Below are 26,870 nucleotides of genomic sequence, written 5' to 3' on the forward strand. Positions count from 1 at the left end.
GAAAGTGGAGAGCAACTTATCGGTTGCTCGGCCTCTCGGAAATCAATAACCGCTGTTGCCGCCGCCGTAACCGCCGCCGCCGCCACCGTTGCGACCGCCGTTACGTGGGCCAGAGCCGTAGGGGCTGCGGAAACCGCCGTCACCACGGCCACCGCCGTAGCCGCCATCGCCACGGCCGCCGCCGTAACCACCACCGCCTTCGCGGCCACCACCGTAGCCACCGCCGCCTTCGCCGCGACCGCCACCGTAGCCACCTTCACGGCCACCACCGTAGCCGCCGCCACCGCTGCGACCACCACCAAAACCGCCACCACCGCCGCCGCCAAAGCCGCCGGAACGGGGAGGACGTGGCTCCATGGGGCGAGCTTCGTTCACCACGATGCTGCGACCACCCAGGGGCTGGCCGTTCATGCCATTGATGGCAGCCTGCGCCTCAGCGTCGCTGCCCATTTCCACAAAACCGAAGCCCTTGGAACGGCCTGTGTCGCGCTCCATCATGACCTTGGCACTGGTCACGGCACCGAATTGGCCAAAGGCCTGTTCCAGATCGTTGTCGCGCACCGAGTAAGGCAGGTTGCCGACGTACAGTTTGTTGCCCATCGAAGGACTCCTCAAAAACACATGAATAAAGCGATGGAGTCCCGAAAACGCAGCCAGCTAATCTCAATGACGCTCTAAGCGCGAAACTGACGGATCACCGCAAACCAAAAAAGGCGAGAAAAACCCGCTTTGGCATTATGCGCCACAAAATTAAAAAAAATGCAAGCTGTTGTGCAGGGGCAATATGGGCTGCTGACAAAACCCAACGCCCCCGATGAACTCAGGGTGCGGTGCAGGTAGCGCAAGACACCACAGACAACAAAAAAGGAGCCCAAGGGCTCCTTTTCGGGGGACAGGCAGCAGCGAAGCTGCCTGAGGGATGAGGGCTTAGTAGCCGCCGCGGCCGCCGCCGTAGCCGCCGCCATTGCCACCACCGTAGCCGCCGCCACCGCTGCGGCCACCGCCGAAGCCACCACCGTTACCGCCGCCAAAGCCGCCGCTGCGTGGAGCGCGGGGCTCCATGGGGCGAGCTTCGTTCACCACGAGGTCGCGGCCGCCAAAGTTTTGGCCATGCACGCCTTGGATAGCGGCTTGTGCTTCAGCATCGCTGCCCATTTCGACAAAGCCGAAACCCTTGGAACGGCCTGTGTCGCGCTCCATCATGACCTTGGCGCTGCCAACAGAGCCGAACTGGCTGAAAGTTTGCTCCAGATCTTGGTCGCGGAAAGAATAGGGCAGATTGCCCACGTAAAGTTTGTTGCCCATGACGGGACTCCTCAAAAAACATGAAAACGCGATGGAGCCCGACGCAATCAACAAACCTGTGACGACTTCAAAGACGCGAAACTGACCAATCACCGCTTACTTCGGTGCCTTTTCGGAGCGGAGTGCGCCCACAAAAAGACCAAACCATTATTAATCACTTTATGGGTGCTGTGGCTTTTTATTTCTGTGGTGATTTTTTCTCCCGGGAAAATAGGCATTGCAATGCGCTAAAATTTATGAGTCTTTGGGGAGTAGCCCGCCGGTTGCGCAATGCACCGGGGCATGCGTCAACACACTTGGGTTTCCTGAAAACCTATGGCGTATGCGGCTTGTGAGCTGGGCGAGACCATTGACTGCATGCCGATCCAATGGCCGGAGTCGGGGTGCAGTCAATGCGTTTCTAAACCAATCCGGCCGGATTGACCCCACACCATGGAAGCTTTCTTCATCTCCACCGCCATCGTTGCCCTTGCCGAAATGGGCGACAAAACCCAGCTGCTCGCACTGGTATTGGCTGCGCGCTTTCGCAAACCCTGGCCGATTGTTCTGGGCATTCTGGTCGCCACACTGGTCAATCATGGCCTCGCGGGGGCTGTGGGTGCCTGGGTGACCACATTTGTCGGCCCCCAGGTGCTGCGCTGGATTCTGGGTGCCTCTTTCATTGCCATGGCCATCTGGATGCTCATCCCCGACAAGCTGGATGAAGGCGATGCCGATGGCTCGCCGCGCTGGGGGGTCTTCGGCACCACCGTGGTGGCTTTCTTCCTGGCAGAAATGGGTGACAAGACCCAGATTGCCACAGTGATGCTGGCAGCCCAGTACAACGCTTACTGGTGGGTAGTGGCGGGCACCACGCTGGGCATGATGATCGCCAATGCTCCCGTGGTCTGGCTGGGCGAGCGCATCACGCGCCGCGTGCCGATCAAGGCAGTGCACACCATCTCCGCCATCATTTTTGCGGTGCTGGGCGTGCTGGCCTTTGTGACCCCTGCCTGAGGCCAGGCAGCCCCCCCCACAGGGCGGGGCTTTTGGTATATTTGCGCCACGCGCCGATTTGCCACAGCTTGCGGGCGCTTTATAAATCCTGCTAAAGACCCGTCCGACATACCCACCCGGCCTCGTTTTTAGCGATGCCGGGTTTTTTTATGTCGTTCATAGCCACGCCCCAGTCCATGCATTTTCCGGAGGCCCTCACGCTGCAAAGCGGAGCGTCCATCCGCGACTACCACCTGGCCTTCGAGACTTACGGCACCCTCAATGCCGACAAGTCCAACGCCGTGCTGGTGTGCCATGCCCTCAATGCCTCGCACCACGTCGCGGGCGTGTACGAAGGCCAGCCCAAGAGCGAGGGCTGGTGGGACAACATGATTGGCCCCGGCAAGCCGGTGGACACCAACCGCTTTTTCGTCATCGGCGTCAACAACCTCGGCTCATGCTTCGGCTCCACCGGCCCGATGCACGCGCACCCCGACACGGGCGACATCTACGGCGCGGACTTTCCTGTGGTGACGGTGGAGGATTGGGTGAACGCCCAGGCCCGCCTGCTCGACCGCCTGGGCATTGACCAGCTCGCCGCCGTGCTGGGCGGCAGCCTGGGCGGCATGCAGGCCCTGAGCTGGACGCTGCAGCACCCCGAGCGCATGCGCCACGCTGTGGTGGTGGCCAGCGCGCCCAACCTCACGGCCGAGAACATCGCCTTCAACGAAGTCGCTCGCCGCGCCATCGTGACCGACCCGGACTTCCACGGCGGCCACTTCTACCGCCATGGCGCGATCCCCAAGCGCGGCCTGCGCATCGCGCGGATGATCGGGCACATCACGTACCTGAGCGACGATGTGATGAACGAGAAGTTTGGTCGCCAGCTGCGTGAGGGCATGGACCTGAAATACAGCACGCAGGACATCGAATTTCAAATTGAGAGTTACCTGCGCTACCAGGGCGACAAGTTCAGCGAGTACTTCGACGCCAACACCTACCTGCTCATCACCCGGGCGCTCGACTACTTCGACCCGGCCCGTGAGCACGCCAACAACCTCACCCTGGCGCTGGCGCGTGCGCAGGCCAAGTTCTTGCTCGTGAGCTTCACCACCGACTGGCGCTTCTCGCCCCAGCGCAGCCGCGAGATCGTCAAGGCCCTGCTCGACAACCGCCGCCGCGTGAGCTACGCCGAGATCGACGCCCCCCACGGGCACGATGCGTTTTTGCTCGATGACGCCCGTTACATGAGCGTGATGCGCTCTTATTTCGATAGCATTGCAAAGGAGTTTGCATGAGCGAACAATCCACCATGGAAGCCCTGGCACGCCTGGTGCCCCACGGCTCGCGCGTGCTGGACCTGGGCTGCGGCAACGGGGCCATGCTGTCGTACCTGCAACGCGAGCGCGGCTGCACCGGCTACGGCGTGGAGATTGACGACGCCAACGTGCTGGCCTGCGTGCAACGCGGGGTCGATGTGATCCAGCTCAACCTGGACGAAGGCTTGGCGATGTTTGGCGACAACAGTTTTGACGTGGTGCTGCAGATCGACACGCTGCAACACCTGCGCAACGCTGAGGTCATGCTGCGCGAAACCGCCCGCGTGGGCCGGACCGGCGTGGTGGCCTTCCCCAACTTTGCACACTGGCCCAACCGGCTGTCCATCCTGCAGGGGCGCATGCCCGTCACGCGCCGTCTGCCCTACCAGTGGTACGACACGCCCAACATCCGCGTGGGCACGTACAAGGACTTTGAGGTGCTGGCACACAAGAACCGGCTACGCATTCTGGATTCCTTCGGCCTGCAGAACGGACGCGAGGTGCGCTGGCTGCCCAACGCGCTGGCAGGCACGGCGGTATTCCACTTCGAGAACGCCTGAGTTTCTTCGCCACCCCAGGGCACAGGGCACATGGGCACGGCTTACAGGCACTATCAAAAATGTAGCTGCTAGCGCAACCCCTTATTGCCCTGGCCCATGATTTCATGCCAACATCCTGCGGCCATTGAAGTCTTGCCGATACCCAAAGCGGGGCTGAAGCCGCCACCGCTGCGGCCAGCCCTGGCACCACCCCGGCGCAACGCCCGCTGCTGACCACTTTTCACACGCCAACCCATGGTTCCCGCCCTTGCCGACGTCTCCACCATGCTCGCGATGGTCATCCTGTCGTCCATCGTTATGGCGGGGGGCATGGCCACGGTGGGCTGGGGGCACCGCGACGACGGCGTGCGCTGGTGGGCGCTGGGCCTGCTGCTCAACGCCGTGGCCCACCTGCTGTTTGCACTGCGGGGCCGGGTGCCAGATGTGCTCTCTGTCGTGGTGGGCAACACCTTGCTGGTGGGCGTCTACCTGGCCATGCTGTCGGCCGTGTTGCAGTTCCAGGGGCGCGGGCCGCTGCGCCCCTCGGTGCTGGGCCTGCCCTTGCTGATGGCCGCCAGCATGGCTTTGCTGGCAGACAACTATTCCGCCCGGGTGGTGGTGGCCGGCCTGCTGCTGTGCGGCCTCAACCTGTGGCTGCTCACCCACCTGCTGCTGCGCTGGCGCATCTCAGGGGGGCGTGGTGCCTGGCTGGTGGCCGGGGCGCTGGTTTTTCAGACACTGGTGCTGACGCTGCGCGTGGCACTGGTGGGGGTGGCTCCCCTCACCGGCATGAACCTGATGCAACCCAGCGCGGTGCAGACGCTCACATTCATGACGACCTTTGCCGTCGGGCTGCTGGCATCCATGGGCTTTGTGTTCATGGCCCGCGACCGCGCTGACGAAGGCAACCGCCGCATGGCCGCCGTGGATGCGCTCACAGGGGTAGCCAACCGCCGCGCCGCCATTGCCGCGCTGGACCGGGACGTGGCCCGCGCCATCCGCACCCGCGAACCCATCTCGGTGATGATGGTGGACATCGACCACTTCAAACAGGTCAACGACCGCTACGGCCACCCGGCGGGAGATCGCGCCCTGTGCAGCGTGGTGGATGTGCTGCGCGAGCGGCTGCGCTCGCAGGACCTGGTGGGCCGCTACGGGGGCGAGGAGTTTCTGGTGGTGCTGCCCGACACCCCGCTGAAAGGGGCCTACCAGCTGGCCCTGGAGCTGTGCGAAGCGGTGGAAGCCCACGGCTTCATTCACGACGGGCAGGAAATTCCGCTCACGGTGAGCATTGGCGTCTTTGGCGGCATCCTGCTGCCCGGCGACCACTGGGACATGCTCATCTACGCGGCTGACCGCGCCCTCTACGACGCCAAGGAGCGAGGCCGCAATCGGGTGGAAGTGAATGAAGGCTTGCGCCGCCCCAGCTCGGCCCCGGCGGTGCAGACGGGGCCTGAGACCCAGCCCACGCTCTTTTAGGGTCTGCGCGAAGCCTGCTCAGAGTTCCCAGCACCCCAGGGCGCTGTCGGGATACACACAAAACGGTGACAGATGCCGCGGGCTTGTGTTGGAATGGCATTTTTGAACCGTCCACAGGAGCCTGCCATGAACGCCCGTGTCCCCCCTCAAGTCCTTGAACCCGCCCTGGCGCTGGAGCGGGTCAGCCAGGCGTGGGACAGCGACATCGTGCGCCAGATCACCGATTACATCGCCATTCCCGCCAAGTCCCCCATGTTTGCGGCCGACTGGGCGGGCCAGGGCCTGCTGGACACCGTGGTGCGCAACGCCGCCGCCTGGGTAGAGGCACAGAAGGTGCCCGGCCTCACACTGGAAGTGGTGCGCCTGCCCGGCCGCACCCCCGTGCTGTTCTTCGAGATCGAGGCCACGCAGGCCCACGCACCGCACACCGTGCTGATGTACGGCCACCTGGACAAGCAACCCGAATTCTCGGGCTGGCGCAACGACCTGGGCCCCTGGACCCCTAAATACGAAGACGGCAAGCTCTACGGCCGTGGCGGCGCAGATGACGGCTATGCCGTGTACGCCAGCATCGCTGCCGTTCAGGAATTGAAACGCCAGAACGTGCCCCACCCCCGCATCGTGGGCCTGATCGAGACCTGCGAGGAAAGCGGCTCCTACGACCTGATGCCCTACATCGACGCCCTGCGCACCCGCCTGGGTGATGTTGGCCTGGTGATCTGCCTGGACAGCGGCGCGGGCAATTACGACCAGCTGTGGCTCACCACCAGCCTGCGCGGCATGGCCAGCGGCACGCTCAAGGTCGAGATCCTGACCGAAGGCGTGCACTCGGGCGACGCGTCCGGCCTGGTGCCCTCGTCGTTCCGCATCATGCGCCAGGTGCTCGACCGGCTGGAAGACAGCGCCACGGGCCGCCTGCTGCCCGCCAGCTTCCATTGCGAAGTGCCTGCCGACCGCCTGGCCCAGGCGCAAGCCACTGCCGCCATCCTGGGCGAGGAGGTGTACCGGCGCTTTCCGTGGGCGCATTACGACTGCGGTGGCTCCACCACCTTTGCGCTGCCCACCACCACCGACCCGGTGCAGGCACTGCTCAACCGCACCTGGACGCCCACCCTGAGCGTGACCGGGGCCGAGGGCTTTCCGTCGCTGCAGGATGCAGGCAACGTGCTGCGCCCCTACACCGCCTTCAAGCTCAGCCTGCGCCTGCCCCCGCTGGTGGATGCCGCCCAGGCCGTGCAGGAACTCAAGACCCTGCTGGAAGACAACGCCCCCTACCAAGCCAAGGTGACCTTCCAGAGCGCCAGCAGCGCCACGGGCTGGAACGCGCCCGCCACCACGCCCTGGTTTGAGCAGGCCCTCAACCAGGCCTCGCAGGCGCACTTTGGCGCGCCCTGCGGCTACATCGGCCAGGGGGGCACCATCCCGCTCATGAACATGCTCAGCGCAGGCTTTCCCAAGGCGCAGATGATGGTGTGCGGCGTGCTTGGCCCCAAGAGCAACGCGCACGGGCCCAACGAGTTCCTGCACGTGCCTTATGCCAAGCGCCTCACGGCCTCGGTCGCGCATGTGATCTCTGCCATGGCCCAGGCCCAGGCCCAAACCGAGACAGCAGAAAGCGCAGCCAGCGCTGAAAGCAGCTCGCCCTCGGCCTGAGAAAGTCGCCAACTCAGCCCCTTCGCTCCACACGGTGGCTGCCACGGCAGGCCACCCGGCCCACCCTGACGCATTGCATGCCCCAGAACTTCTCGCCATCCACGCTCAGCCCCTTTACCGCCACCGATGGCGAAAACCTGGCACTGCACGACTGGCCCGTGGCCTCCAAGACCCCCCTGCGCGGGCTGGTGATGCTGGTGCATGGTCTGGGTGAACATGCCGGGCGCTACGGCGCGCTGGCCGACCAGCTCAACCAGTGGGGGTTTGCCGTGCGCGGCTACGACCACTACGGTCACGGGTCATCCGCAGGCCCCCGCGGCGGCCTGACCACCGATACGCGGCTGCTGGACGACCTGGCCGACATGATCGAATGCACCCGTGCCCGCATGCCGCCCGGCCTGCCGCTGGTGCTGCTGGGCCACAGCATGGGCGGGCTGGTGGCGGCGCGCCTGGTGTCGCTGAACCTGTGCCCCGTCGATGCGCTGGTGCTGTCCTCGCCCGCGCTGGATGCGGGCCTGAGCGCGGTGCAGAAGCTGCTGGTGTCCACCCTGCCGCGCATTGCGCCCAACCTGCGGGTGGGTAACGGGCTCAAGCCGCATTACCTCTCGCACGATGCCGAGGTGGTGGCCGAATACCAGCGCGACCGCCGCTGCCACGACCGCATCAGTGCCCGGCTCGCCCGCTTCATTGCCGACGCAGGCCCCGCCACCCTGGCCACCGCCGCGCAATGGAACACGCCCACCCTGCTGATGTGGGCGGGAGCCGACCATCTGGTCAACCCCGAAGGCAGCCGCCGCTTTGCTGCTGCCGCACCGGCCGAGGTGGTGCAGTCGCACTGCTTTGAAGACGCCTTCCACGAGCTGTTCAACGAGGCACCTGAATACGCCACGCCCGTGCTGGAGATGCTGCGCGACTGGCTGCTGGCCCGCTTTCCGGTGAAATACTGATTCAGCATGGAATCCGCCTCTAGCGCTTGATGCATAAGCGCAAGCAGCTCATTTTTTCATAGCAAACGGCTGACGGGCTTGATGCAAGGCAAGCCGTTCCCCAACGCAGGCACAAGCGCAAGCACCCGTTGGGTGATTGCCGCTGGCAAGCCCCAGGCGGGCAGCCAAACGCCCTGCGCCATCAAATCCCGATCAAATTTGTATGACATTGTGCGCGCCGGTTGATGAAGATCAGCGGCAGCGCATGCGGGTCTGACTAAGGTGGCGGCCAATGCCTTGGCACCCTACCGGTGCTGGCGATGAAACGCTTGCCATGGACCCATTAACCCCGGCTGTCTCCTACCCAGCTGCGCCGAACCCGGCTAACCCCCTCGCGGCCCCACCCGCAGGCCCGGCGGCCATCCCTGTCGCTGCCAACGCTGCAAACACCCAGACCGCGCCCACGGCCCCCGAACTGGTCTGCCCCGCAGGCAGCCTGCCCGCCCTCAAAGCCGCCGTGGACCACGGCGCCAACTGCGTGTACCTGGGCCTGCGCGACGCCACCAACGCCCGCAACTTTGCGGGGCTGAACTTTGACGAAGCCGCCATTGCCCAGGGCATTGCCTACGCCCACCAGCGCGGGTGCAAGGTGTTCATGGCGCTCAACACCTACCCGCAGGCCTCCAACCCCGGCCCCTGGCGCAGCGCGGTGGACAAGGCCGTGGACATGGGGCTGGACGCCGTCATCCTGGCCGACCCCGGCCTCATGCAATACGCCGCCCAGCACCACCCGCAACTGCGGCTGCACCTGTCGGTGCAGGGCTCGGCCACCAACTTCGAGGCCATCAACTTCTACCGCGAACAGTTTGGCGTGGTGCGCGCCGTGCTGCCGCGCGTGCTGTCGATGGAGCAAGTGCGCCAGGTCATTGAGCGCACGCCGGTCGAGATCGAAGTCTTCGGCTTTGGCAGCCTGTGCGTGATGGTGGAGGGCCGCTGCGCCCTCTCGTCATACGTGACAGGCAAATCGCCCAACACCCACGGCGTGTGCTCACCCCCCAAAGCCGTGCGCTGGCAAGAGACGCCGCAGGGCCTGGAATCACGCCTGAACGGTGTGCTGATTGACCGCTACGCCCCCGGCGAGAACGCGGGCTACCCCACGCTGTGCAAAGGCCGCTTTGACGTGGGCGACGAAGAAAACTACTACGCCATCGAAGAGCCCACCAGCCTGAACACGCTGGAGCTGCTGCCGCAGCTGGTGAAGATCGGCGTGCGCGCCATCAAGATCGAAGGCCGCCAGCGCAGCCCGGCCTATGTGGCCGATGTGACGCGCGTGTGGCGCGAGGCCATTGACCACTGCATGGCCCAACCGCACCGCTACGCCCCCAAGACGCACTGGATGGCCCGCCTGGACCAGGTGGCCGAGGGCCAGCAGCACACGCTGGGGGCCTACCACCGCCCTTGGAAGTAACCCACCGACCCAGAGCACAGAGGCGCGCAAAGCCCGCTCACCTCCCCACGGAGTCCCCACCATGAAAATCACCCTGGGCCCCCTGCAGTACTACTGGCCGCGCAACAGCGTGTTTGCCTTCTACGAAGCCATGTGCCACACCGCCGTAGACGAGATCTACCTGGGCGAAACAGTGTGCTCACGCCGCCACGAGCTGCGCCTGTCCGACTGGCTGGGCCTGGCCCGCCACCTGCAGGGCCAGGGCAAGCGGGTCGTCATGTCAAGCCAGGTGCTGCTCGAATCGGGCTCGGACGTGGCCTGGCTGCACAAGCTGGCAGCCAACGGCGAATTCACCGTGGAGGCCAACGACATGGGGGCCGTGCATTGCCTGGCGGGCAAGCAGCCCTTTGTGGCCGGGCCGCACCTGAACCTCTACAACCCCCAGGCCGTGCAATGGATGGCCCAACTGGGAGCCACCCGCTGGGTGATGCCGCTGGAGATGCGCCAGCAGGACCTGGCCGTGGTGCAGGCGGCCCGCCCTGCAGGCCTGCAGACCGAGGTGTTTGCCTACGGGCGGCTGCCGCTGGCGTACTCGGCCCGGTGCTTTACCGCACGGCACCACAACCTGCCCAAGGACGACTGCCACTTCCGCTGCCTGGAGCACCCGCAAGGGCTGGCCCTGCGCACCCGCGAGAAGGAAGGTTTCCTCGTGCTCAACGGCACGCAAACGCAGTCGGCCCGCGTCTACAACCTCATCGAAGAACTGCCGCAAATGCAGGACATGGGCGTGGACCTGGTGCGCCTGAGCCCCCAGGCCCAGCACATGGAACAGGTCATTGCCCTGTTTGACGAAGTGCGCCGCCAGCCTGCCAGCGCCAGCCGGGCGCAAAGCCGCATCCTGCCGCTGATGCCCGACTGGCCCTGCAACGGCTTCTGGCATGGCCGCCCCGGTCTGGAGCAGGGCCGCAGCGACCTGCACCACGCCGAACGCTCGGCCGCCTGACGCGCCGCCGCGCTCCTTCACCCCCTACTGGATTGCCCATGCTCCCGCCTACCCGCTTCCTCGCGAACCCTGCCCACGCTGCAAACCCATCACGTCCATCCTCTGGCCGCACGACCGAATCGCGCCAGCTGCCTGCGCCCGTGGGTGCGGTGCTCTCGCGCCTGCCTGCCTACCCTGGCTCGATGCTGCTGGTGACGGCGCTCAACCTCGCGCTGGCCCGGCACCTGCCTGCCGATGTGCTGGCCCTGTTGAAGGACCGCAGCCTGCGCATTGAGGTGCGCGATGCGCGCGTGGCCTTTGACTTTGCGTGGAACGGCCAGCGCTTCGCACCCCGCAGTGCCGCAGCCGGGGTGCCAGGGGACGCCGGCGCCGATCTCACTATCAGCGCCAGCGCGCATGACTTTGTGCTGCTGGCCCAGCGCCAGCAAGACCCGGACACGCTGTTCTTCAGCCGCCGCCTGTCCATGCAGGGCGACACCGAACTGGGCCTGGTGGTGAAGAACGCGCTGGACGCCCTGGAACTGCCCGTGCTCGCCCCCGCCCAATGGACACCCCGCGCCGTGCTGGCCCGCTTGCTGGGTCCCGCCCGTGCAAGCGGCCCAAGCGCCCACGCTGCCCGCCCCGTCCATACCTACCCAGAAAAAACGCCATGACCACCGCTCCCCACCCCCACAACGTCCCCATTCCCCTGGTGTATTCATGCTCCGGCTGCTCCAGCGCGGCCCAGCTGGCCAACCACGTGGCCCTGCGGCTGGACCGCTGCGGCGCAGCCGAAATGTCGTGCATTGCGGGCGTGGGCGGTGATGTACCCCACCTCATGAAAACTGCGCGCTCAGGCCGCCCCATCATCGCGCTGGATGGCTGCCCGCTGGTCTGCGTGAAAAGCACGCTGGACCGCCACGGCATTGCGCCCGCACGCCACTACCAGCTGCAGCAATACGGCGTCAAAAAGCGCGCCCATGAAGACTTCGACCCCGCCCAGGCCGCCCTGGTGCTGGAGCGCGTGCTGGACGACCTGCACTACGAGCCCCTGGCAAAGCCACTCCACGCCCCTGTTCACCCACCCCGTGCCGAGCCCGCGCATGGCTGATGGCGAAGCCACCCCCCGCGACCCCACTGCGCGCACCTTGGTCCGCATCGTCATCGGCATCTCCGGGGCCAGCGGTGCCACCTATGGCGTGCGCCTGCTTCAAGCCCTGCAAGGCCAGCCGGGCGTTGAAGCGCATGCGGTGGTGTCCGACGCAGGCTGGCGCACGCTGCAGCACGAATGCGGTGTGGACGGCCCCGCCGCGCTGCAGGCCCTGGCCCCCGGCCACCAGCTGCACGATGTGCGCAACGTGGGGGCCACGCTGGCCAGCGGGTCCTTTCGCAGCCACGCCATGGTGGTGGCGCCCTGCTCCATGCGCACCCTGGCGGCCATTGCCCACGGGCTGAGCGACAACCTGCTCACCCGCGCGGCCGATGTCATGCTCAAAGAGCGCCGCAAGCTGGTGCTGATGGTGCGCGAAACCCCGCTGCACCTGGTTCAACTGCGCAACATGCTCACCGTGACCGAGATGGGCGCCATCTGCTGCCCGCCCCTGCCCGCCTTCTACCAGCACCCGCGCAGTGTGCAAGACGTGGTGGACGCCAGCGTGGCCCGCGTGCTCGACCTCATCGACGTGCCCCACACCCTGGCCACGCGCTGGGCCGGGCTGCCCGCCCCACTAACTACCGCCTCTTAACTATCAATTTCATAGCTGCCTGCACTTATCCATCAAGCGCTAGAGGCTGATTTCATTCAAACCGATGTCGTACCAAGACCTGCGCGACTTCATGGCCCAGCTCGAAGCCACGGGCGAGCTGCGCCGCGTGGCGGAACCCGTATCGCCCCACCTGGAGATGACCGCGCTGAGCGACCGCGTGCTACGCGCCAACGGCCCGGCGCTGCTATTCACCCGGCCCACCGGCCACCGCATGCCCGTGCTGACCAACCTGTTTGGCACCCCCGCCCGCGTGGCCCGCGCCATGGGCGTGCCCGACCTGCGTGGCGTGCGCGCCCTGGGCACCTTGCTCGCCACACTCAAAGAGCCCGAGGCTCCCAAAGGCTTCAAAGACATGCTGGGCATGGGCCAGTTGCTCAAAACCCTGTGGAACATGGCGCCCCACACCGTGGGCCGCAACGCGCCTTGCCAGCAAGAGGTGTGGGAAGGGCCAGATGTCGACTTGGCCCGCCTGCCCGTGCAACACTGCTGGCCCGGCGATGTGGCTCCGCTCATCACCTGGGGCCTCACCATCACGCGCGGGCCACGCAAGGCCCGGCAGAACCTGGGCATCTACCGCCAGCAGGTGCTCTCGCGCAACCAGGTCATCGTGCGCTGGCTGGCCCACCGCGGCGGCGCGCTGGACTTTGCTGACCACTGCGCCCAGCACCCCGGCCAGCCCTACCCCGTGGCCGTAGCGCTGGGGGCTGACCCCGCCACATTGCTGGGCGCCGTCACGCCCGTGCCCGACAGCTTGAGCGAATACCAGTTCGCCGGCCTGCTGCGTGGTACGCGCACCGAAGTCACTGCTGCTTTAGGCGTGCCCCTGCAAGTGCCCGCCACCGCCGAGATCGTGCTCGAAGGCCACATCCAGCCCGACGCCCACCACGCCAGCGGCTGGCAACACGCGCTGGAAGGGCCGTATGGCGACCACACCGGCTACTACAACGAATGCGCCGAGTTCCCCGTGCTCACCGTGGACCGCATCACGATGCGCCGGGACGCGATCTACCACAGCACCTACACCGGCAAACCGCCCGACGAACCCGCCGTGCTGGGCCTGGCAATGAACGAGCTGTTCATCCCCCTGCTGCAAAAGCAGTTCCCCGAGATCGTGGACTTTTACCTGCCACCCGAGGGCTGCAGCTATCGCATGGCCGTGGTCAGCATCAAAAAGGCCTACGCAGGCCACGCGCGCCGCGTGATGATGGGTGTGTGGAGCCACCTGCGCCAGTTCATGTACACCAAGTTCATCGTGGTGGTGGACGATGACGTGGACGTGCGCGACTGGAAGGAAGTGATCTGGGCCATCACCACCCGCATGGACCCCGCGCGCGACACGATGATGGTGGAGCACACACCCATCGACTACCTGGACTTCGCCTCGCCCGTGAGCGGATTGGGCAGCAAGATGGGGATGGATGCGACGAACAAATGGCCGGGGGAGACGCAGCGGGAATGGGGGCGGCCTATGCACATGACGCCGGAAGCGAACGCGCGGGCTGAGGCGCTGATGCGGGGGCTGGGGCTGTAGGCGTGTTGCTTGGTGGAGGCGACTTTTTGAGCCCAAGGCCGCTGCTTCGTTCTTCTATGCCGCGAGACCCGCAATTCGCAGAATAGCAACCACAAAAAATGCAATGGCAAGCCCGTAGTACACAGCCTTACCTTTCCAACCCGGATATTGCGCTTTGTATTTCTCCAATTCATCACCCAAATTTGCAGAACGGCCTTGCACTGGATGGCGCAAGAAAAACATGCCTATCAATGGGAAAGCAGCTAGCACAGCGGAAAAAACAAGCAATCCCAATCCTGCGGAAAAATTGCCGATGTACAGGGCCACGACACCAGCGATCGCAAATGGGCCAATGGTCAGAGCAAGGAAAATCTTTGAAATGCGGCTAAGCGAGCGCTTGGGTATTGGCTCCATGGTTGGCATATGGTTAATTGGCTGGTTTTAGATCTACAAAAATGCCCGCTTATGGCCGAATTCTGCCTCACGGAAAACAGTACCCAAGCACTCTAGGAGGAGTCCGTGTAGGCAGGTGCTGAGCGTCCAAAGCAAGATGATTCAATGCAATAGCAGCGATGGAAACGCCTTGGCAACGGGCCATTTCCTCATATCCTCTTGAACCCGCACAATCCCGGTGGATCGCGCCCACCGTGGTGTTTGTTTTCTCCATTCCCTTCCCCCCATGCCGCCCCTTGAAGTCCGCCCCCTGCAAACCGACGACCTGCCTGCACTGATGGCCGTGCAACGCGCTGCCTATGGCGATGGGTTCATGGAAAGCACCGAGGTCTTTGCCCGCCGTCTGGCCAGCCCCGTGAATTGCTCGCTGGCCCTGCTGCTGGATGGCGCGTTGTGCGCCTACCTGGCGGCCTACCAGTCGGTGCAGGGCAAGGTGACGCCGCTGCATGGCGACTTTGAGCCCCCCGTGGGCTCCGCGCCCGACACGCTGTACCTGCACGACATGGCCGTGCTGCCCGGCATGGCAGGCCAGGGGTTGGCACAGCGGCTGCTGCAGCCCTTGTGGGACCAGGCCACAGCGCAGGGCCTGCGCCACAGCGCGCTGGTGTCGGTGCAAGGCTCGCAAGGCTATTGGGAGCGGCATGGCTATGCGGTGCAACCGCTGGCCCAGCCGCTGCAGCAGCAAAGGCTGGCCAGCTATGGGGACGGTGCGGTGTACATGACAAAGCTCCTTCCGTCACCCAGGTAAGCGCACATCCAAGGGGTCAGCGCGGCCCGCACATCTCAGCCAAGCGGCTCTGGCCAGGCGTTACGCCGCTGCCAGGGGTGTGTGGTGAACCGCCCTCCGTAAGAACCCTGACACGCCCTGTCGTCATAATGGCCCACATGCCAAACCGCTGGAAACCCAACGTCACCGTGGCCGCCCTCATCGAGCGCGAGGGGCGCTTTTTGCTGGTGGAAGAAGAGACCACGGACGGTCTCAAGCTCAACAACCCCGCAGGCCATCTGGACCCTGGCGAATCGCCTGAGCAAGCCTGTGCCCGCGAGGTGCTCGAGGAAACCGCGCACGACTTTGTGCCCACCGCCCTGATTGGCGTGTACCTCAACCGCTTTACCAAAACCCGCACGGGCGATGACCTGACCTACATGCGTTTTGCGTTTGCAGGCTCGCTGGGCACCCACCACCCCTGGCGCAGCCTGGACGAGGGCATCGTCCGCACGGTGTGGATGACGCCGGACGAGATTCGCGCCTGCCCCGAGCGGCACCGCAGCCCGCTGCTGCTGGCGTGCCTGGAGGATTACCTGGCGGGCCAGCGCTACCCGCTCACGCTGGTGCACACCGACCCTTCGGTCATCACGCCCCGGTAGGCATTGACCGGCGTGTGATGGACATGCCGGGGGCCTTGCGCAAGGCCCCCGGCAAAGGCCGCTCAGTCCATCGAGATCTTGCGCTCCTTGATGGTGGCGGCCCACTGCGCAGACTCTTTCTTCATGAAGGCGGCCAGCTCCGCCCGCGTGGTGGGCTGGGGCGTGAGGCCGTGCTTGTTCAGCGCCTCTTTTACGCCCGCGTCGTTAAGCACCTTTACGATCTCCTGGTTCCAGCGCTCCAGCACGGCGGGCGGCGTCTTGCCGGGTGCGACAAAGGCGTACCAGTTGAGCGCTTCAAACCCGGGGTAGCCCGCCTCAGCCACGGTGGGGATGTTGGGCATGTACGAGGGCCGGGTGAGGCCCGTGGTGGCCAGCGGGATCAGCTTGCCCGCCTCGATATGCGGCAGCGCCGTGGGGGGCGCGGCAAAGTACGAGGTGACACGCTCGCCCAGCAAGTCCTGCAAAGCAGGTGCTCCACCTTTGTAGGGCACATGGGTCATGTCGATGCCTGCGCGCTGGTTGAACAACTCGCCCGCCAGGTGCGATGCGGAGCCCGCGCCAGTGGAGGCAAAGTCCACGCTGCCGGGCTTCTTTTTGGACAGCTGCACAAACTCGGCCAGCGTCTTCACCCCCGCGCCCTTGTGCACCACCAGCACGTTCGGAAAGTTCACCCCGCCAGAGACGGGGGCGAGATCCTTGAAGGGGTCATAGGGCAGCTTCATCAGGTGCGGCGCAATAGTCAGCGGGCCCACTGACCCCAGCAGCAGCACCGAGCCATCGGGCGCGGCACCGGCCACAAACTGGTGCGCGATGTTGCCACCTGCACCGCCCTTGTTGTCCACCACCACCGACTGGCCAATGTTCTCGCCCAGCTTCTTGGCAATCAGCCGCGCCGCCGCATCGGCCGCGCCACCGGCGGCAAAGCCCACGACCAGCGTGACGGGCTTTTTGGGCGGAAAGTCTTGCGCCGCAGCGCCAAAGGCCCAAGGGGCCGTTACCAGCGCCAGGGCGCAGTGCAGCAGGGTGCGTTTTTTCATCGGGGTCTCCTTCATCGTGGATGGTTTTCTGGAACGGGTCGTGGGCTCAGAGCGACTCACAAAACTCAGCGAAGCGGCCCTGGCCAGGCGTTTCGCCCGCAGGCAGTAGCACTACGACAAGGCGAGACAACGGCGCCAGGGGAGTTTTTGAGTCGCTCTCAGTCTGCGCCTAAACCAATGGGGTTGGGCTGGCGCTTCTCTACCGCGTGGCGCAGCAGCGACGCGGTGCGGAAGATGCCGTGCGCAAACTTGCCGTAGGGCAGCGTGGCAAACAGCGCCATCACTGCGCCCAGGTGCAGGCACAGCAGCAGCGGCAGGCCTGCGGTGCCGCGTGCTGCCCACAGGGCCAGGCCGCTGGTGGCGGTGAGGAACAGCAGCGCAATGAAGGCGCGGTCCATGGGCTTTTGCGCGGCATCGCCGTGCTGTGGGTGGCGGCGCAGGTTCAGCCGCCACAGGCCTGCGGTGCCCAGCGCCAGGCTGATGCCGCCCACGCCGCCCAGCAGCTTGGGCACACTGGGCAGGTCATACGGGGCAGGCAGGCCCAGCAGGTAGTGGTACAGCGTGGCCACGCTGGTGGCTGCAAAGCACAACATGAAGCCATAGAACGTGAGGTGGTGCATGCGCCTGCGCGAGAGGGTGTAGGCATCGTCCTCGTTGTGGCAGCCCTCGCCGTGGCCGCCGTCCAGGTACTTGAGGCGCAGCACCGCATCGGTAGCCTCGGCCGTGGCGGGCGCACTCAGCGGCGCGCCGCTGGTGGCGGGCGTCACATCGCGCCAGAAGCGGCGCACGCCCAGGCCCAGGGCCAGCACGGCAAACAGGAACACGGGCGCAAACAAACCCACCAGCAGGTTGTGCGGAAAGATGCCGTAGAAGCCGCCCACCGGTGCTGTCCACAGCGCCGCCAGCCCCTGCCCATGCAGCCCCACCGCCAGCAGCAGGAACAGCGTGAGCCCCGCCACCAGGGCCAGCGCCAGGGTCAGGCCGTTGCGCTGGTAGAGCTGGCCCAGCGCGGGCGGCCAGGCGTAGTCGGCATAGGTTTGCCCGCGCACCTGGGCCATGGCCTGCGGAATGTTCACCGCAAACTCGTGCGGCGGCGCGTACTGGCACGCATGCAGGCAGGCGCCGCAGTTGTGGCACAGGTTGGCGATGAAGTGGATGTCGGCCTTGGCAAACTCCAGCCGCCGCGTCATGGCCGGGAAGACGGCGCAAAAGCCCTCGCAGTAGCGGCAGGCGTTGCAGATCTGCAGCTGGCGGGCCACTTCAGACTCGGGGGCCGACAGCACGATGTCGCCGTTGGCCAGCGCCTTGGCGTCGCGGGTCAGGGCTTCAAGCGCTTGCATGGTTTACTCCTGTTTTTGTAGCTGCTTGCGCTTGCTGACTTTGCGCTAGAGCCTTATTTTTATTCAAAGCCGCTTGCGCCGCCTGCGTACCCGCAATGCGGCCAAACGCGGTGCCAATGCTCATGCCCACACCGGCGGTGTAGCCCTTGCCCAGCACGTTGCCCGCCATCATTTCGCCCGCCACAAACAGGTTGGGGCTGGGCTGGCCGCCAAAGTGCACGGCCGTGGTCTCGTCCGTGCGCAGGCCCAGGTAGGTGAAGGTGACGCCGGGCTTGAGCGCGTAGCCGTAGAACGGCCCGGTATCAATGGGCCGGGCCCAGTGCGTCTTGGCGGGCGTGATGCCTTCGGTGTGGCAATCGTCCAGCGCGGTGTGGTCAAACTGGCCCACACGGCACGCTGCGTTGTAGCCGTTGAGCGTGCGCATGAAGGTGTCCGCCGGCAGGCCCAGCTTCTGGCCCAGCTCGGCCAGTGTGTCGGCCTTCACGCCCGGAAACACCGGCGGCATGAAGCGGCCAATGGCCTTGCTATCGATGATCGAATAGCCAATCTGCCCCGGCTGCTGCGCCACCAGGCGGCCCCAGATGGCGTAGCGCTTGGGCCAGAAGTCCTCGCCCTCGTCGTAGAAACGTTCGCCGTTGCGGTTGACCACCACGCCCAGCGAAACGCAGTCGATGCGGGTGCAGATGCCGCCGTCGTACAGCGGCGCGCGTGCATCAATCGCCACCATGTGGGCTTGCGTGGGGTCGCCAATGCGGTCGGCGCCGTGGTCGTCCAGCAGGTGTTTGAGCAGCACGCCTTTGTTGTAGGCGGTGCCGCGGATCAGGAAGTTGTCTGCAGGCCACTCGCCGCGCTCGTTCTGGCCCCAGGCTTCGCGTAGCCATTCGCGGTTGGATTCAAAGCCGCCTGCGGCCAGCACGCAGCTTTTGGCGGTGATGCGTTCGCTGCGGCCGTTGGTGGTGCAGTGCGCGGCCACAAAGCGGCCGTTCTCCACTTCGATGCGGTCTACCGGCGATTCGTAGCGCACCTGCACGCCCAGCCGTTCAGCGCTGCGGAAGTAGGCATTGACCAGCGCCTTGCCGCCGCCCATGAAAAACGCATTGGTGCGCGCCGTGTGCAGCGCCCCCGCCAGCGAGGGCTGGAAGTGCACGCCGTGGCTGCGCATCCAGTCCCGGCAGGTGCCGGACTCGCGGATCACCAGCCGCGCCAGGTGCTCGTTGGTGAGCCCCCCGGTCACCTTGAGCAGGTCCTGCCAGAACTCTTCTTCGGGGTAGGCATCGACCAGCACGTCCTGCGGTGCATCGTGCATGCAGCGCAGGTTGCGGGTGTGGGCGGAGTTGCCGCCGCGCCAGGCCCGGGGTGCAGCCTCCAGCAGCAGCACGCTGGCACCGGCCTCGCGGGCCATCAGCGCAGCGCACAGGGCAGCGTTGCCGCCGCCGATGACCAGCACATCCACGGGGGCGCGGGAATCCGGGCGGTCAGTAGGCATGGCGCGCTCCGGCAAGGGGCAAGGCACCTGCCGTGCAACGGCACCAGGGCAGGACGCGCGAATGCGCAGGGGACGAACGCGTCAGCCAGGGACGCAGGGCGCGGGCAATCATGGGGGATGTCTCCAGGGGTCTTCGCGGGGATGCGCCACTGTAGAAAGCCCCGCCCGCCTTGGGCAGGCCTGTGGGCCTATGGGGGTATCACATATGCAGATGGCCTGCAGGTGCCATCTCGGCCCACTTCAGTCCACCTCAGCCCATCTATAGGGCTTCAGGGGCCTCGGGTGTCTCTGGCTCGGTCGTCTCCGCCAGCCATGCGGTGCCGGGCCAGAGCCCTTCATCCACCAGCGTGCGCGCGGTGTCGCGCAGCACCACGCGGGTGGCCAGAGCGGCGGGCGAGAGTTCTTCGTCGCCCAGGCTGCACAGCAGGTTGACGCGCCGGGCGGGCGCATCGGCCAGGCGCGCCCACTGAAAGCGCGCAGGCGCATCCGGGTAGCGCCCCATGGCCGCCCAGGGCTGAACGGTGGAGCCCAGCCCGGCATCCACCGCCGCCATCACCATGGCCAGCGAGTCCACTTCCATCACCACATGCGGGTCCACCCGGGCGCGGGCAAAGGCGGTGTCCAGCGTGCTGCGCAGGCCGTGCGGGCCCGTGGGCAGAATCAGCGGCTCCTCGCCCAGGTCCGCCACGGCCACGCTGGCGGGCAACTGGCGGGGGGCACGGGCGGAACCGCTGTCACCCCGGGCGCAGATGAGGAAAAGGTCTTCTTCCAGCAGGGGCAGGATTTCCCAGCCCCGCCCGCCCCCGGCCTGCCGCGCCTGGTGCAGGCGGCTGTCAAACAGCACGGCCAGGTCCAGCTGGCGGGCGTTGAGCATGGCGGTGAGGTGGCCCGACATGCTCTCGACCATGTGCAGCCGCACATCGGGGTAGCGGGCGCGCATGGCCCGCATCAGGGGCAAGCCGAGAACGGCCGAGGTGGTTGGTGCCAGCCCCACGGTGACGGAACCCGAAAGCCGCGCCTGCTGCGCCGCCCGCACTGCCTGCTGCGCATGCCGCAGCGTGAGTTGCGCCTCGCGGAAAAAGGCCACGCCCGCCTCGGTCGGCGTCACGCCCTGCGGGGTGCGGTGCAACAACCGGGTGGACAGCTCGCTCTCCAGCCGCGTGATCTGCTGGCTCAGGGCCGACTGCACCACGTCCAGGTCCAGCGCCGCCCGGCTGATGGAGCCGCGCTCCACCACCCGCACAAAGTAACGCAGCTGCCGCAGTTCCATGAAAAATGCCTCTCCCTCGCGCTGGCCATCCAGCAAAGTGATGGGGTGGATGTTCGCATACCCTGTGTGGCGCGCACAGGGGGCAATGAGCAAAAACAGGCGGTAGCGCCCAATGGACAAGCGCAGGCAGCTATATTTTCAGGAGCATCCAGAGAACGTCAGGCCTCTCTTCTGCCGTGCCAAAAGCTCACACATCAATCATCAAACCGCAAATGCGCCTCTGCAGCAATGTGTCGATACAGCGCCATGTCGGCGGCAATGGCGTCGGCCAGCCGGGTTGCCGCACCGCCCTGCGTCTGAAGGCCCAGTTCTGCAAAGCGTTTTTGCACCCCTGGGTCGGCCACCGCTGCCGTAGCCGCCTTGTTCAATGGGTCCAGCAGCGCCTGAGGCGTCTGCGCAGGTGCCAGAATTCCGGCCCACGATTGCATGCTGGCGAAGGGGGGAAGCCCTGCTTCCGCAGCGGTGGGTGCGTGGGGAAACCGGGCGTCACGTTTGGCTCCGGTGACGGCGAGCAGTTTGAGCTTGCCCGCGTCCACCAGCGGCTTGGTGGATCCGTCGAACGTCAGATCCAGCTGACCACCCGCCACGTCGTTGAGCGCAGCCGAGGTGGACTTGTACGGAATGTGAACGAGGTGGGCGCCCGTGAGTGACTTGAAAAACTCACCGGCAAAGTGAGCGCCGCTGCCGACACCTGCACTGCCGTAGCTGAGCTTGCCAGGGTTTTTCTTGGCGTAGGCGATGAGTTCAGGCAGCGTGGTTACCGCAAGCGCGTTGCTGACGACGATCTGCAGGCCATAGGTGGCGCAAAGGCTCACGGGTGCAAGCGCTTTGGCGGGATCAAAACCCGCCTTCGGATTGACCACGGGGTAAATGCTGTAGCTGGAGTTGGTGAACAACAAGGTATTGCCGTCCGGCGGGGCCTTCACCACGGCGTCAATGCCGAGGCGTCCCCCTGCACCCGGGCGGTTGTCCACAATCACCGGGCGCCCGAGTTGTTGCGACATTCTTTCAGCCACGATCCGCGCCGCTTGATCGGTGATGCCTCCGGCTGCAAACGGAACCACGAGCCTGAGAATGTTAGGCTGCGCGTGGGTGATGCTGGCTACCGCACCCAGCGTTGCGGCAAGCATGCGGCGGCGTGATCCATCGAAGGGGGCTTTCATGGTTGTCTCCTGTTCTTTTGGTATTGCTCAGCTACGCGATCCCCTGCGAGATCGCCATCAAGCTCTAAGGTGAAGCGAGCCCATCCCAACAGAGGTACTTCACTTCCAGAAACTCCTCAATGCCGTAGTGAGACCCCTCGCGGCCCAGGCCGCTTTGCTTGACACCGCCGAACGGTGCCACTTCGTTGGAGATCAGGCCACAGTTGATGCCCACCATGCCTGACTCGATGGCCGCGGCCGTGCGCCAGATGCGGGCGGCATCGCGGCTGTACAGATAGGCGGCCAAGCCAAACTCCGTCGCATTGGCCAGCGCAATGGCGTCTTCATCCTTCTCGAACCTGAACAGCGGAGCCACAGGGCCGAAGGTTTCCTCAAAAGCCACCGCCATCTCCGGCGTGGCCCCGGTAATGACGGTCGGCTCAAAGAAGCGGCCCCCTAACGCATGCCGTTGGCCCCCATGCAGCACACGGGCCCCTTTGGCGGTGGCATCAGCAATGTGCTCTTCCACCTTGGCCACGGCGGCATCGTCAATCAACGGGCCGAGCTGCACCCCATCGGCCAGACCATTGCCCACACGCAGCCTGGCCACGCGTTCCACCAGCTTGGCCGCGAAAGCGTCGTACACGCCGGATTGCACCAGCACCCGGTTGGCACTGATGCATGCCTGGCCCGTGTTGCGGAACTTCGCGGCCACCACGCCCTCTGCCGCTGCATCCAGGTCGGCATCATCAAAGATCAGAAAGGGCGCGTTTCCACCCAGCTCCATCGAGCACTTCTTGATGGTGGAGGCAGCCTGCGCCAGCAGCACGCGCCCCACCTCTGTGGAGCCTGTGAACGTGATCTTGCGCACCAGGGGATGGGAGGTGAGCTGTTGACCAATGTCACGGGTGTCATTGCCCGTCACGACGTTGAACACACCGGCCGGCACACCGGCGCGGCGCGCCAGTTCAGCGATGGCCAGGGCCGTCAGAGGCGTCTGACTGGCGGGCTTGACCACCATGCTGCACCCCGCAGCCAATGCCGGGCCTGCCTTGCGGGTGATCATCGCTGCGGGAAAGTTCCACGGCGTAATGGCTGCGCACACGCCAATGGGCTCTTTCAGCACCACGATGCGTGCCCCATCGCGGGGTGCCGGAATCACGTCGCCACGAACCCGCTTGGCCTCCTCGGCAAACCATTGCAAGAATGAAGCCGCGTAGTCGATCTCGACCTTCGCTTCAGCCACCGGCTTGCCTTCTTCCAGCGTGATCAGGGTGGCCAGGTCTTCGCGATGCTGCAGCATCAATTCGTACCAGCGATGCAGGATCTCTGAGCGAGCCTTGGCCGTGGTTTTTCTCCAGCTCAAGAAGGCCTGGTGCGCAGTCTCGATGGCAGCAGCCGTCTCTGCGCCTTGGAAGCGGGGCAGTTCTACAAGCACTTCGTCGCTGGCCGGATTGCGCAGTGCATAGGTTCCATGAGGCGTGGTGTGGGTCCACACGCCGCCCACGAAGGCACCCGAGCGCCAGAGTTCAGGGTCTTTCAGCAGGTGTTGCATCTTCCACTCCTTCAGCAAGGGTGACGCCCGACCATGAAGGCAGAGTCCGGATCAGAGGTCACTTCACAACCGGACGCCGCCAGCGCCTGCCGCAGCGACTTCATGAAGCGATCCGGAATGCGCAGCGATGGAGCCCGCAGCGGCCCGCCATTGAAGCCTGCCAGCCAGTCCTGGTACTTCCACTGTGTGCGGTTGAGTGCTCCAATGCCGGGGGCAGAGGCCGCGGATGCGGCGGTGTTGGCCTGGCGTGCCGGGTTGACCTTCCAGTACATCTCCATGGCCTCTTCGAAGCGCCCGGTGCGTGCCAGCTCGAAGGCCCGAGGGTAGTAGTCGCCCATCCATTGCGTGTTGCTCGTGCCAGAGAACTGCAGCTTCATCAGGCTCATGAGCGGGATGGCATCGGACTCGATCGGGCAGCTGATGACCACCTGATCCCGGAAGTGGTGGTACATCTCGCAGATGCCCGCTGGCAGCGGGAAGCCCTGCTCGGACTTGATGGCAACGATGTTGGGGCAGTCCCGGAGCAGTCGGGTGACCAAGGACAAAGACATGCCAGCGGGGTGCACCCGTTCAAAGCCCCATGTGGGGATGGGGAAGAGCATGACGCCCAAGTCTGTGGCGTCACAGAAGGCCTTGGTGTAGTCGTAGATCTCTTTTTCACTGGTGGGCCAGAAGGTGGACGGGTAGGACAGCAGCACCAGATCTGCCCCGGCCTTCTCTGCGAGTTGGACGGCCTCGATGTTGTCACTCAACGTGCCAAATGCAGCGTGGAAGAACAGGCCCAGTTTCTCGCCGCCTGTCTCCCGCGCCCAGGCGGTGAACTGTGCGTTTTCTTGCGCGGTGATGGCGACTTCCGAGCACAGCAGCGTGTAGGTAAACCCCAGCTTCTGGACCAGTTCGATATCGTGCCGGATACCGCGTTCGTTCAGGGACTTCAAGTCCCCGCTGTAGCTTGGGATGGTGACTGCGGAGCAGCCGACGAGGTGTTCACGGGCCCATTCGCGGGCGTGTTTGCGTTGGTAGGCAGGCATGGCGAATCTTTCTAGGTTGGGGGAGGTTTGGGGAGATTGGGAAAGGCTCACAAAACCCGGCGAAGCGGCTCGGGGCAGGCGTTCCATCGCAGGCAGTGCGCAAGGCACGGCAAGGCGGAACCACGACGCCGGAGGAGTTTTGTGAACCGCGCTTACTTGGCGACAGGGACGATGGTGTGTGCAAGCTCAACGCCAAGGCCCATGGCGCGTGCACGGGCCAGCAACATCTCGGCGGTGATGATGTCTTGCAGGCCGGAGCCCACCGACTTGTAGACGACGATGTCTTCCGGCTGTCTCAAGGTCTTGCCGGAAATGAAGTCAGAAAGCGAGGTGAGCTTGGTGGCAAAGTCCACGCCAGCGTGTGTCGCGGCAATCATGTCTCCGGTGTCGTGTGCGACTTCATCGGGCATGTCCGCCACCACCAGTGCGGCGCGGGCAATGACCTGCTCATCCACCTCGCGCTGCTCAGGCAGGGTGGAGCCGATCGATGCCACGGTCATTCCCGGCTCCAGCCATTCACCCCTGAGAACCGGGCTTTCGTCCCGGCTGCGGGCTGCACAGAGCACTACATCCGCACCGGCAATGGCATGCTGCGCAGACTCCGCCGTCTCGACCACCCAACCGTGTTCGTCGCGAAAGGCTGCAGCAAACTTCTCGCGGCTGCTGGGGTTGGGGCTGAACACCCTGGCGCTTGCCACCTTGCGCACCGCTGCCAGCGCCGACAGCAACCCGCGGGCTTCAAAGCCCGAACCGATCACGCCCACGGCCAAGGGACGGTCAGGAGCTGCGGCGGCCACGGCCACTGCAGCCGTGGCTGCCGTGCGAATCCCGGTGATCCGGTTGCCGTCAATGAGCGCAGCCAGCGCCATCGTCTTTTGGTCAAACAGGGAAATCAGGTAGCTGGCCCGCCGCACCTTCGTCCCTGCGGCGATCAGCTTGCAGCCCATGTGCCCCCCGCTGGGGGACACGGCTGTCAGGCCACGCAGCCACATCCCCTCACCGCGCGCCATGGAGCGTGGGGGCACCATGGCTGAATCCAGCGGGCTCGCGTAGGCAGCCCGCAGTGCGTCAAAGGCCGCTTTCCAGTCCGCCAGTTGCGCAACGTCTTGATCCGTCAGAAGAACGGTGGGCGCGATGTGCTCCGCCGAGTCGATAGGGTGGTTTGCCAATGCAGTCTCCAGTCAGTGGAGGGCATCGTAGGCAGGCCAGTCTGCGCAAGGTAGTGGGCTGGAGCGAAAGCAGCTTTCCGATATCCGGATAGCAGATCTCCGCGTCAATCGGATTGCAGCAACGCCGGGCAGATGGTACGGATCAGTTGGGCCACGGAGCGCGTCGCGAGGGTGTGCGGGCGATGCGCCGTGACGCCCAGCACGATGCTGCGCGACAGCGACGGCTCCACGATGCGCACCGCTGCAAGGCGGTGCGCATCCTGCGGTGCAAGAACACCCGCGGTGATGGCAAAGCCACCGTGATTGGCAACGATTTCGTGCTGGAGGTGGATGGAACTGGCCTCCACCGCCTGCGTCAGGGACAGACCTTGCTCGCGTGCAATTTCGGCAAGCCGGGCGCGCAATGGATGAGGCTCACCCGGCAGGACCAAAGGGAGCGCTGCAACCTCTTTGAAGGGAATGCTGGGACGCGTGGCCAGAGGATGCCCCGCCGGTACGATCAGGTCCAGCGGCAGGCACGCAAGAAGCGACTCGTGGGGATAGGCAGTGTCGCCCTCTCTCAAGAGCAAGGAGAGATCAAGGCGCCCTTGCGCAATCCATTCCTCCAATTGGGCACTGGACCCCTCGGTAAGGTGAATGCGCACCCGGGGCCATTGCCGCTGTATCTCGGAACACAAAGGACCGGCAATCAGCCGCACCGTGGAGGGCAGCACCCCAAAGTGCACATCGCCCATGGGCTGCCCGCTGTGGCTTTGCAGCTTGTCCGCAAGCTCGTCTGCCTGGCGTATGAGCGCGACGATGCGGGGGTAAGCCAACGCTCCCAGCTCCGTCAGCACCACGCCCCGGCCAGTGCGGCGAAAAAGGCGCGCACCGGCCTCCGCTTCGAGCTGCGCGATCTGCCGGCTCAGCACGGATTGCGGCACATCCAATGCAGCACTTGCGCCCGAGATGCTGCCGTACTCTGCAACACGGATGAACAGTTGCCAGCGAGGATCCAGAAATTTCATCATCGGTCGTGATCGATTGGCATGCAGGCACCTGTGGATCTCTCGCACAGGCGCTCGATGTTTGCGGCGTGGACTCTGCACCCAGATCGGAGCAAAGAAGCCGAAGGTTAA

At 65.2% G+C, this 26,870-nt stretch carries 27 protein-coding genes and 1 riboswitch; of the genes, 14 read left to right on the forward strand and 13 right to left on the reverse strand.

Annotation, left to right across the window (positions count from 1 at the left end; all coding sequences use genetic code 11):
• Nucleotides 1–42 precede the first annotated feature (42 nt).
• Nucleotides 43–600, reverse strand: coding sequence for an RNA-binding protein (locus AACH87_RS20800; RefSeq protein ID WP_338796469.1), 558 nt, complete (start codon nucleotides 598–600; stop codon nucleotides 43–45).
• 327 nt (nucleotides 601–927) lie between these two features.
• Complete coding sequence (locus tag AACH87_RS20805; RefSeq protein ID WP_338796470.1) at nucleotides 928–1,305, reverse strand: RNA-binding protein; 378 nt, start codon at nucleotides 1,303–1,305, stop codon at nucleotides 928–930.
• Between the two features lie 234 nt (nucleotides 1,306–1,539).
• Nucleotides 1,540–1,721: riboswitch (yybP-ykoY riboswitch) on the forward strand.
• 16 nt (nucleotides 1,722–1,737) lie between these two features.
• Here AACH87_RS20805 and AACH87_RS20810 point away from each other — a divergent pair.
• The 12 genes from AACH87_RS20810 to ubiD all read left to right on the forward strand — a co-directional run bounded on the left by AACH87_RS20810 (nucleotide 1,738) and on the right by ubiD (nucleotide 13,922).
• Nucleotides 1,738–2,301, forward strand: coding sequence for a TMEM165/GDT1 family protein (locus tag AACH87_RS20810; protein WP_338796471.1), 564 nt, complete (start codon nucleotides 1,738–1,740; stop codon nucleotides 2,299–2,301).
• Between the two features lie 149 nt (nucleotides 2,302–2,450).
• On the forward strand, nucleotides 2,451–3,578 hold the full coding sequence (locus tag AACH87_RS20815) for a homoserine O-acetyltransferase (protein WP_338796472.1): 1,128 nt from the start codon (nucleotides 2,451–2,453) through the stop codon (nucleotides 3,576–3,578).
• Entirely contained in the window at nucleotides 3,575–4,159 is a 585-nt protein-coding gene (gene metW / locus AACH87_RS20820; RefSeq protein ID WP_338796473.1) for a methionine biosynthesis protein MetW, read from the forward strand. Before AACH87_RS20815 ends, metW begins: the two co-directional genes overlap by 4 nt.
• A gap of 234 nt (nucleotides 4,160–4,393) precedes the next feature.
• Nucleotides 4,394–5,617, forward strand: a complete 1,224-nt coding sequence (locus tag AACH87_RS20825) for a diguanylate cyclase (RefSeq protein ID WP_338796474.1) — start codon at nucleotides 4,394–4,396, stop codon at nucleotides 5,615–5,617.
• Nucleotides 5,618–5,743: 126 nt separating this feature from the next.
• Entirely contained in the window at nucleotides 5,744–7,270 is a 1,527-nt protein-coding gene (locus AACH87_RS20830; RefSeq protein WP_338796475.1) for a M20 family metallopeptidase, read from the forward strand.
• Nucleotides 7,271–7,347: 77 nt separating this feature from the next.
• The gene (locus tag AACH87_RS20835) at nucleotides 7,348–8,217 is read left to right on the forward strand and encodes a lysophospholipase (protein ID WP_338796476.1); all 870 of its coding nucleotides are present in this window, start codon (nucleotides 7,348–7,350) and stop codon (nucleotides 8,215–8,217) included.
• A gap of 313 nt (nucleotides 8,218–8,530) precedes the next feature.
• Nucleotides 8,531–9,664 carry a peptidase U32 family protein gene (locus AACH87_RS20840; protein WP_338796477.1) on the forward strand — a complete coding sequence of 378 codons (1,134 nt, stop codon included), beginning with the start codon at nucleotides 8,531–8,533 and terminating at the stop codon, nucleotides 9,662–9,664.
• A 61-nt stretch (nucleotides 9,665–9,725) separates the two neighbouring features.
• On the forward strand, nucleotides 9,726–10,646 hold the full coding sequence (locus tag AACH87_RS20845; RefSeq protein ID WP_338796478.1) for a U32 family peptidase: 921 nt from the start codon (nucleotides 9,726–9,728) through the stop codon (nucleotides 10,644–10,646).
• 38 nt (nucleotides 10,647–10,684) lie between these two features.
• Entirely contained in the window at nucleotides 10,685–11,299 is a 615-nt protein-coding gene (locus AACH87_RS20850; RefSeq protein WP_338796479.1) for an SCP2 sterol-binding domain-containing protein, read from the forward strand.
• Nucleotides 11,296–11,736: a putative zinc-binding protein gene (locus tag AACH87_RS20855; protein WP_338796480.1), complete on the forward strand. Its 441-nt coding sequence runs from the start codon at nucleotides 11,296–11,298 to the stop codon at nucleotides 11,734–11,736. The genes AACH87_RS20850 and AACH87_RS20855 overlap by 4 nt, the downstream gene beginning before the upstream one ends.
• Complete coding sequence (locus tag AACH87_RS20860; RefSeq protein WP_338796481.1) at nucleotides 11,729–12,370, forward strand: UbiX family flavin prenyltransferase; 642 nt, start codon at nucleotides 11,729–11,731, stop codon at nucleotides 12,368–12,370. The genes AACH87_RS20855 and AACH87_RS20860 overlap by 8 nt, the downstream gene beginning before the upstream one ends.
• A gap of 64 nt (nucleotides 12,371–12,434) precedes the next feature.
• On the forward strand, nucleotides 12,435–13,922 hold the full coding sequence (gene ubiD / locus AACH87_RS20865; protein WP_338796482.1) for a 4-hydroxy-3-polyprenylbenzoate decarboxylase: 1,488 nt from the start codon (nucleotides 12,435–12,437) through the stop codon (nucleotides 13,920–13,922).
• Between the two features lie 54 nt (nucleotides 13,923–13,976).
• Here ubiD and AACH87_RS20870 read toward each other — a convergent pair whose 3' ends face one another.
• Nucleotides 13,977–14,324, reverse strand: a complete 348-nt coding sequence (locus tag AACH87_RS20870; RefSeq protein WP_338796483.1) for a hypothetical protein — start codon at nucleotides 14,322–14,324, stop codon at nucleotides 13,977–13,979.
• A gap of 256 nt (nucleotides 14,325–14,580) precedes the next feature.
• On the opposite strand from AACH87_RS20870, the gene AACH87_RS20875 reads away from it, so the two are divergent.
• Both AACH87_RS20875 and AACH87_RS20880 read left to right on the forward strand, forming a co-directional pair.
• Entirely contained in the window at nucleotides 14,581–15,102 is a 522-nt protein-coding gene (locus tag AACH87_RS20875; protein ID WP_338796484.1) for a GNAT family N-acetyltransferase, read from the forward strand.
• A 137-nt stretch (nucleotides 15,103–15,239) separates the two neighbouring features.
• Nucleotides 15,240–15,722 (forward strand): NUDIX hydrolase, encoded by a 483-nt coding sequence (locus AACH87_RS20880; RefSeq protein ID WP_338796485.1) that lies wholly within the window; start codon nucleotides 15,240–15,242, stop codon nucleotides 15,720–15,722.
• A 62-nt stretch (nucleotides 15,723–15,784) separates the two neighbouring features.
• On the opposite strand, the gene AACH87_RS20885 is transcribed toward AACH87_RS20880, so the two are convergent.
• The 10 genes from AACH87_RS20885 to AACH87_RS20930 all read right to left on the reverse strand — a co-directional run bounded on the left by AACH87_RS20885 (nucleotide 15,785) and on the right by AACH87_RS20930 (nucleotide 26,759).
• Nucleotides 15,785–16,759: a tripartite tricarboxylate transporter substrate binding protein gene (locus AACH87_RS20885; RefSeq protein WP_338796486.1), complete on the reverse strand. Its 975-nt coding sequence runs from the start codon at nucleotides 16,757–16,759 to the stop codon at nucleotides 15,785–15,787.
• Between the two features lie 158 nt (nucleotides 16,760–16,917).
• Nucleotides 16,918–18,099, reverse strand: coding sequence for a tricarballylate utilization 4Fe-4S protein TcuB (gene tcuB / locus AACH87_RS20890; protein ID WP_338796487.1), 1,182 nt, complete (start codon nucleotides 18,097–18,099; stop codon nucleotides 16,918–16,920).
• Nucleotides 18,086–19,585, reverse strand: coding sequence for an FAD-dependent tricarballylate dehydrogenase TcuA (gene tcuA, locus AACH87_RS20895; RefSeq protein ID WP_338796488.1), 1,500 nt, complete (start codon nucleotides 19,583–19,585; stop codon nucleotides 18,086–18,088). The genes tcuB and tcuA overlap by 14 nt, the downstream gene beginning before the upstream one ends.
• Nucleotides 19,575–19,697 carry a hypothetical protein gene (locus tag AACH87_RS20900; protein WP_338796489.1) on the reverse strand — a complete coding sequence of 41 codons (123 nt, stop codon included), beginning with the start codon at nucleotides 19,695–19,697 and terminating at the stop codon, nucleotides 19,575–19,577. Before AACH87_RS20900 ends, tcuA begins: the two co-directional genes overlap by 11 nt.
• 147 nt (nucleotides 19,698–19,844) lie before the next feature.
• Nucleotides 19,845–20,855, reverse strand: a complete 1,011-nt coding sequence (locus AACH87_RS20905; protein WP_338799042.1) for a LysR substrate-binding domain-containing protein — start codon at nucleotides 20,853–20,855, stop codon at nucleotides 19,845–19,847.
• A 194-nt stretch (nucleotides 20,856–21,049) separates the two neighbouring features.
• The gene (locus tag AACH87_RS20910; RefSeq protein WP_338796490.1) at nucleotides 21,050–22,018 is read right to left on the reverse strand and encodes a tripartite tricarboxylate transporter substrate-binding protein; all 969 of its coding nucleotides are present in this window, start codon (nucleotides 22,016–22,018) and stop codon (nucleotides 21,050–21,052) included.
• 64 nt (nucleotides 22,019–22,082) lie between these two features.
• Nucleotides 22,083–23,552, reverse strand: a complete 1,470-nt coding sequence (locus AACH87_RS20915) for an NAD-dependent succinate-semialdehyde dehydrogenase (RefSeq protein ID WP_338796491.1) — start codon at nucleotides 23,550–23,552, stop codon at nucleotides 22,083–22,085.
• Between the two features lie 11 nt (nucleotides 23,553–23,563).
• Nucleotides 23,564–24,583 (reverse strand): dihydrodipicolinate synthase family protein, encoded by a 1,020-nt coding sequence (locus tag AACH87_RS20920; protein ID WP_338796492.1) that lies wholly within the window; start codon nucleotides 24,581–24,583, stop codon nucleotides 23,564–23,566.
• Between the two features lie 152 nt (nucleotides 24,584–24,735).
• Nucleotides 24,736–25,752, reverse strand: coding sequence for an NAD(P)-binding domain-containing protein (locus AACH87_RS20925; protein WP_338796493.1), 1,017 nt, complete (start codon nucleotides 25,750–25,752; stop codon nucleotides 24,736–24,738).
• A gap of 104 nt (nucleotides 25,753–25,856) precedes the next feature.
• Nucleotides 25,857–26,759 carry a LysR family transcriptional regulator gene (locus AACH87_RS20930; protein WP_338796494.1) on the reverse strand — a complete coding sequence of 301 codons (903 nt, stop codon included), beginning with the start codon at nucleotides 26,757–26,759 and terminating at the stop codon, nucleotides 25,857–25,859.
• Nucleotides 26,760–26,870: the final 111 nt, after the last annotated feature.

Source organism: Acidovorax sp. DW039 (assembly GCF_037101375.1).
In the GTDB taxonomy this organism is placed as follows: Bacteria; Pseudomonadota; Gammaproteobacteria; order Burkholderiales; family Burkholderiaceae_C; genus Acidovorax.

What these genes read in the sequence shown, in the direction of transcription:
- AACH87_RS20825 (WP_338796474.1), top strand. Translation starts at nt 4,394, where the DNA reads ATGGTTCCCGCCCTTGCCGACGTCTCCACCATGCTCGCGATGGTCATC.
- AACH87_RS20910 (WP_338796490.1), bottom strand. Translation starts at nt 22,018, where the DNA reads ATGAAAGCCCCCTTCGATGGATCACGCCGCCGCATGCTTGCCGCAACG.
- AACH87_RS20840 (WP_338796477.1), top strand. Translation starts at nt 8,531, where the DNA reads ATGGACCCATTAACCCCGGCTGTCTCCTACCCAGCTGCGCCGAACCCG.
- AACH87_RS20810 (WP_338796471.1), top strand. Translation starts at nt 1,738, where the DNA reads ATGGAAGCTTTCTTCATCTCCACCGCCATCGTTGCCCTTGCCGAAATG.
- AACH87_RS20870 (WP_338796483.1), bottom strand. Translation starts at nt 14,324, where the DNA reads ATGCCAACCATGGAGCCAATACCCAAGCGCTCGCTTAGCCGCATTTCA.
- AACH87_RS20805 (WP_338796470.1), bottom strand. Translation starts at nt 1,305, where the DNA reads ATGGGCAACAAACTTTACGTGGGCAATCTGCCCTATTCTTTCCGCGAC.
- AACH87_RS20850 (WP_338796479.1), top strand. Translation starts at nt 10,685, where the DNA reads ATGCTCCCGCCTACCCGCTTCCTCGCGAACCCTGCCCACGCTGCAAAC.
- tcuB (WP_338796487.1), bottom strand. Translation starts at nt 18,099, where the DNA reads ATGCAAGCGCTTGAAGCCCTGACCCGCGACGCCAAGGCGCTGGCCAAC.
- AACH87_RS20855 (WP_338796480.1), top strand. Translation starts at nt 11,296, where the DNA reads ATGACCACCGCTCCCCACCCCCACAACGTCCCCATTCCCCTGGTGTAT.
- AACH87_RS20860 (WP_338796481.1), top strand. Translation starts at nt 11,729, where the DNA reads ATGGCTGATGGCGAAGCCACCCCCCGCGACCCCACTGCGCGCACCTTG.
- AACH87_RS20875 (WP_338796484.1), top strand. Translation starts at nt 14,581, where the DNA reads ATGCCGCCCCTTGAAGTCCGCCCCCTGCAAACCGACGACCTGCCTGCA.
- AACH87_RS20900 (WP_338796489.1), bottom strand. Translation starts at nt 19,697, where the DNA reads ATGATTGCCCGCGCCCTGCGTCCCTGGCTGACGCGTTCGTCCCCTGCG.
- AACH87_RS20830 (WP_338796475.1), top strand. Translation starts at nt 5,744, where the DNA reads ATGAACGCCCGTGTCCCCCCTCAAGTCCTTGAACCCGCCCTGGCGCTG.
- AACH87_RS20905 (WP_338799042.1), bottom strand. Translation starts at nt 20,855, where the DNA reads ATGGAACTGCGGCAGCTGCGTTACTTTGTGCGGGTGGTGGAGCGCGGC.
- AACH87_RS20880 (WP_338796485.1), top strand. Translation starts at nt 15,240, where the DNA reads ATGCCAAACCGCTGGAAACCCAACGTCACCGTGGCCGCCCTCATCGAG.
- AACH87_RS20800 (WP_338796469.1), bottom strand. Translation starts at nt 600, where the DNA reads ATGGGCAACAAACTGTACGTCGGCAACCTGCCTTACTCGGTGCGCGAC.
- AACH87_RS20920 (WP_338796492.1), bottom strand. Translation starts at nt 24,583, where the DNA reads ATGCCTGCCTACCAACGCAAACACGCCCGCGAATGGGCCCGTGAACAC.
- AACH87_RS20835 (WP_338796476.1), top strand. Translation starts at nt 7,348, where the DNA reads ATGCCCCAGAACTTCTCGCCATCCACGCTCAGCCCCTTTACCGCCACC.
- AACH87_RS20915 (WP_338796491.1), bottom strand. Translation starts at nt 23,552, where the DNA reads ATGCAACACCTGCTGAAAGACCCTGAACTCTGGCGCTCGGGTGCCTTC.
- ubiD (WP_338796482.1), top strand. Translation starts at nt 12,435, where the DNA reads ATGTCGTACCAAGACCTGCGCGACTTCATGGCCCAGCTCGAAGCCACG.
- AACH87_RS20885 (WP_338796486.1), bottom strand. Translation starts at nt 16,759, where the DNA reads ATGAAAAAACGCACCCTGCTGCACTGCGCCCTGGCGCTGGTAACGGCC.
- AACH87_RS20930 (WP_338796494.1), bottom strand. Translation starts at nt 26,759, where the DNA reads ATGAAATTTCTGGATCCTCGCTGGCAACTGTTCATCCGTGTTGCAGAG.
- metW (WP_338796473.1), top strand. Translation starts at nt 3,575, where the DNA reads ATGAGCGAACAATCCACCATGGAAGCCCTGGCACGCCTGGTGCCCCAC.
- tcuA (WP_338796488.1), bottom strand. Translation starts at nt 19,585, where the DNA reads ATGCCTACTGACCGCCCGGATTCCCGCGCCCCCGTGGATGTGCTGGTC.
- AACH87_RS20815 (WP_338796472.1), top strand. Translation starts at nt 2,451, where the DNA reads ATGTCGTTCATAGCCACGCCCCAGTCCATGCATTTTCCGGAGGCCCTC.
- AACH87_RS20845 (WP_338796478.1), top strand. Translation starts at nt 9,726, where the DNA reads ATGAAAATCACCCTGGGCCCCCTGCAGTACTACTGGCCGCGCAACAGC.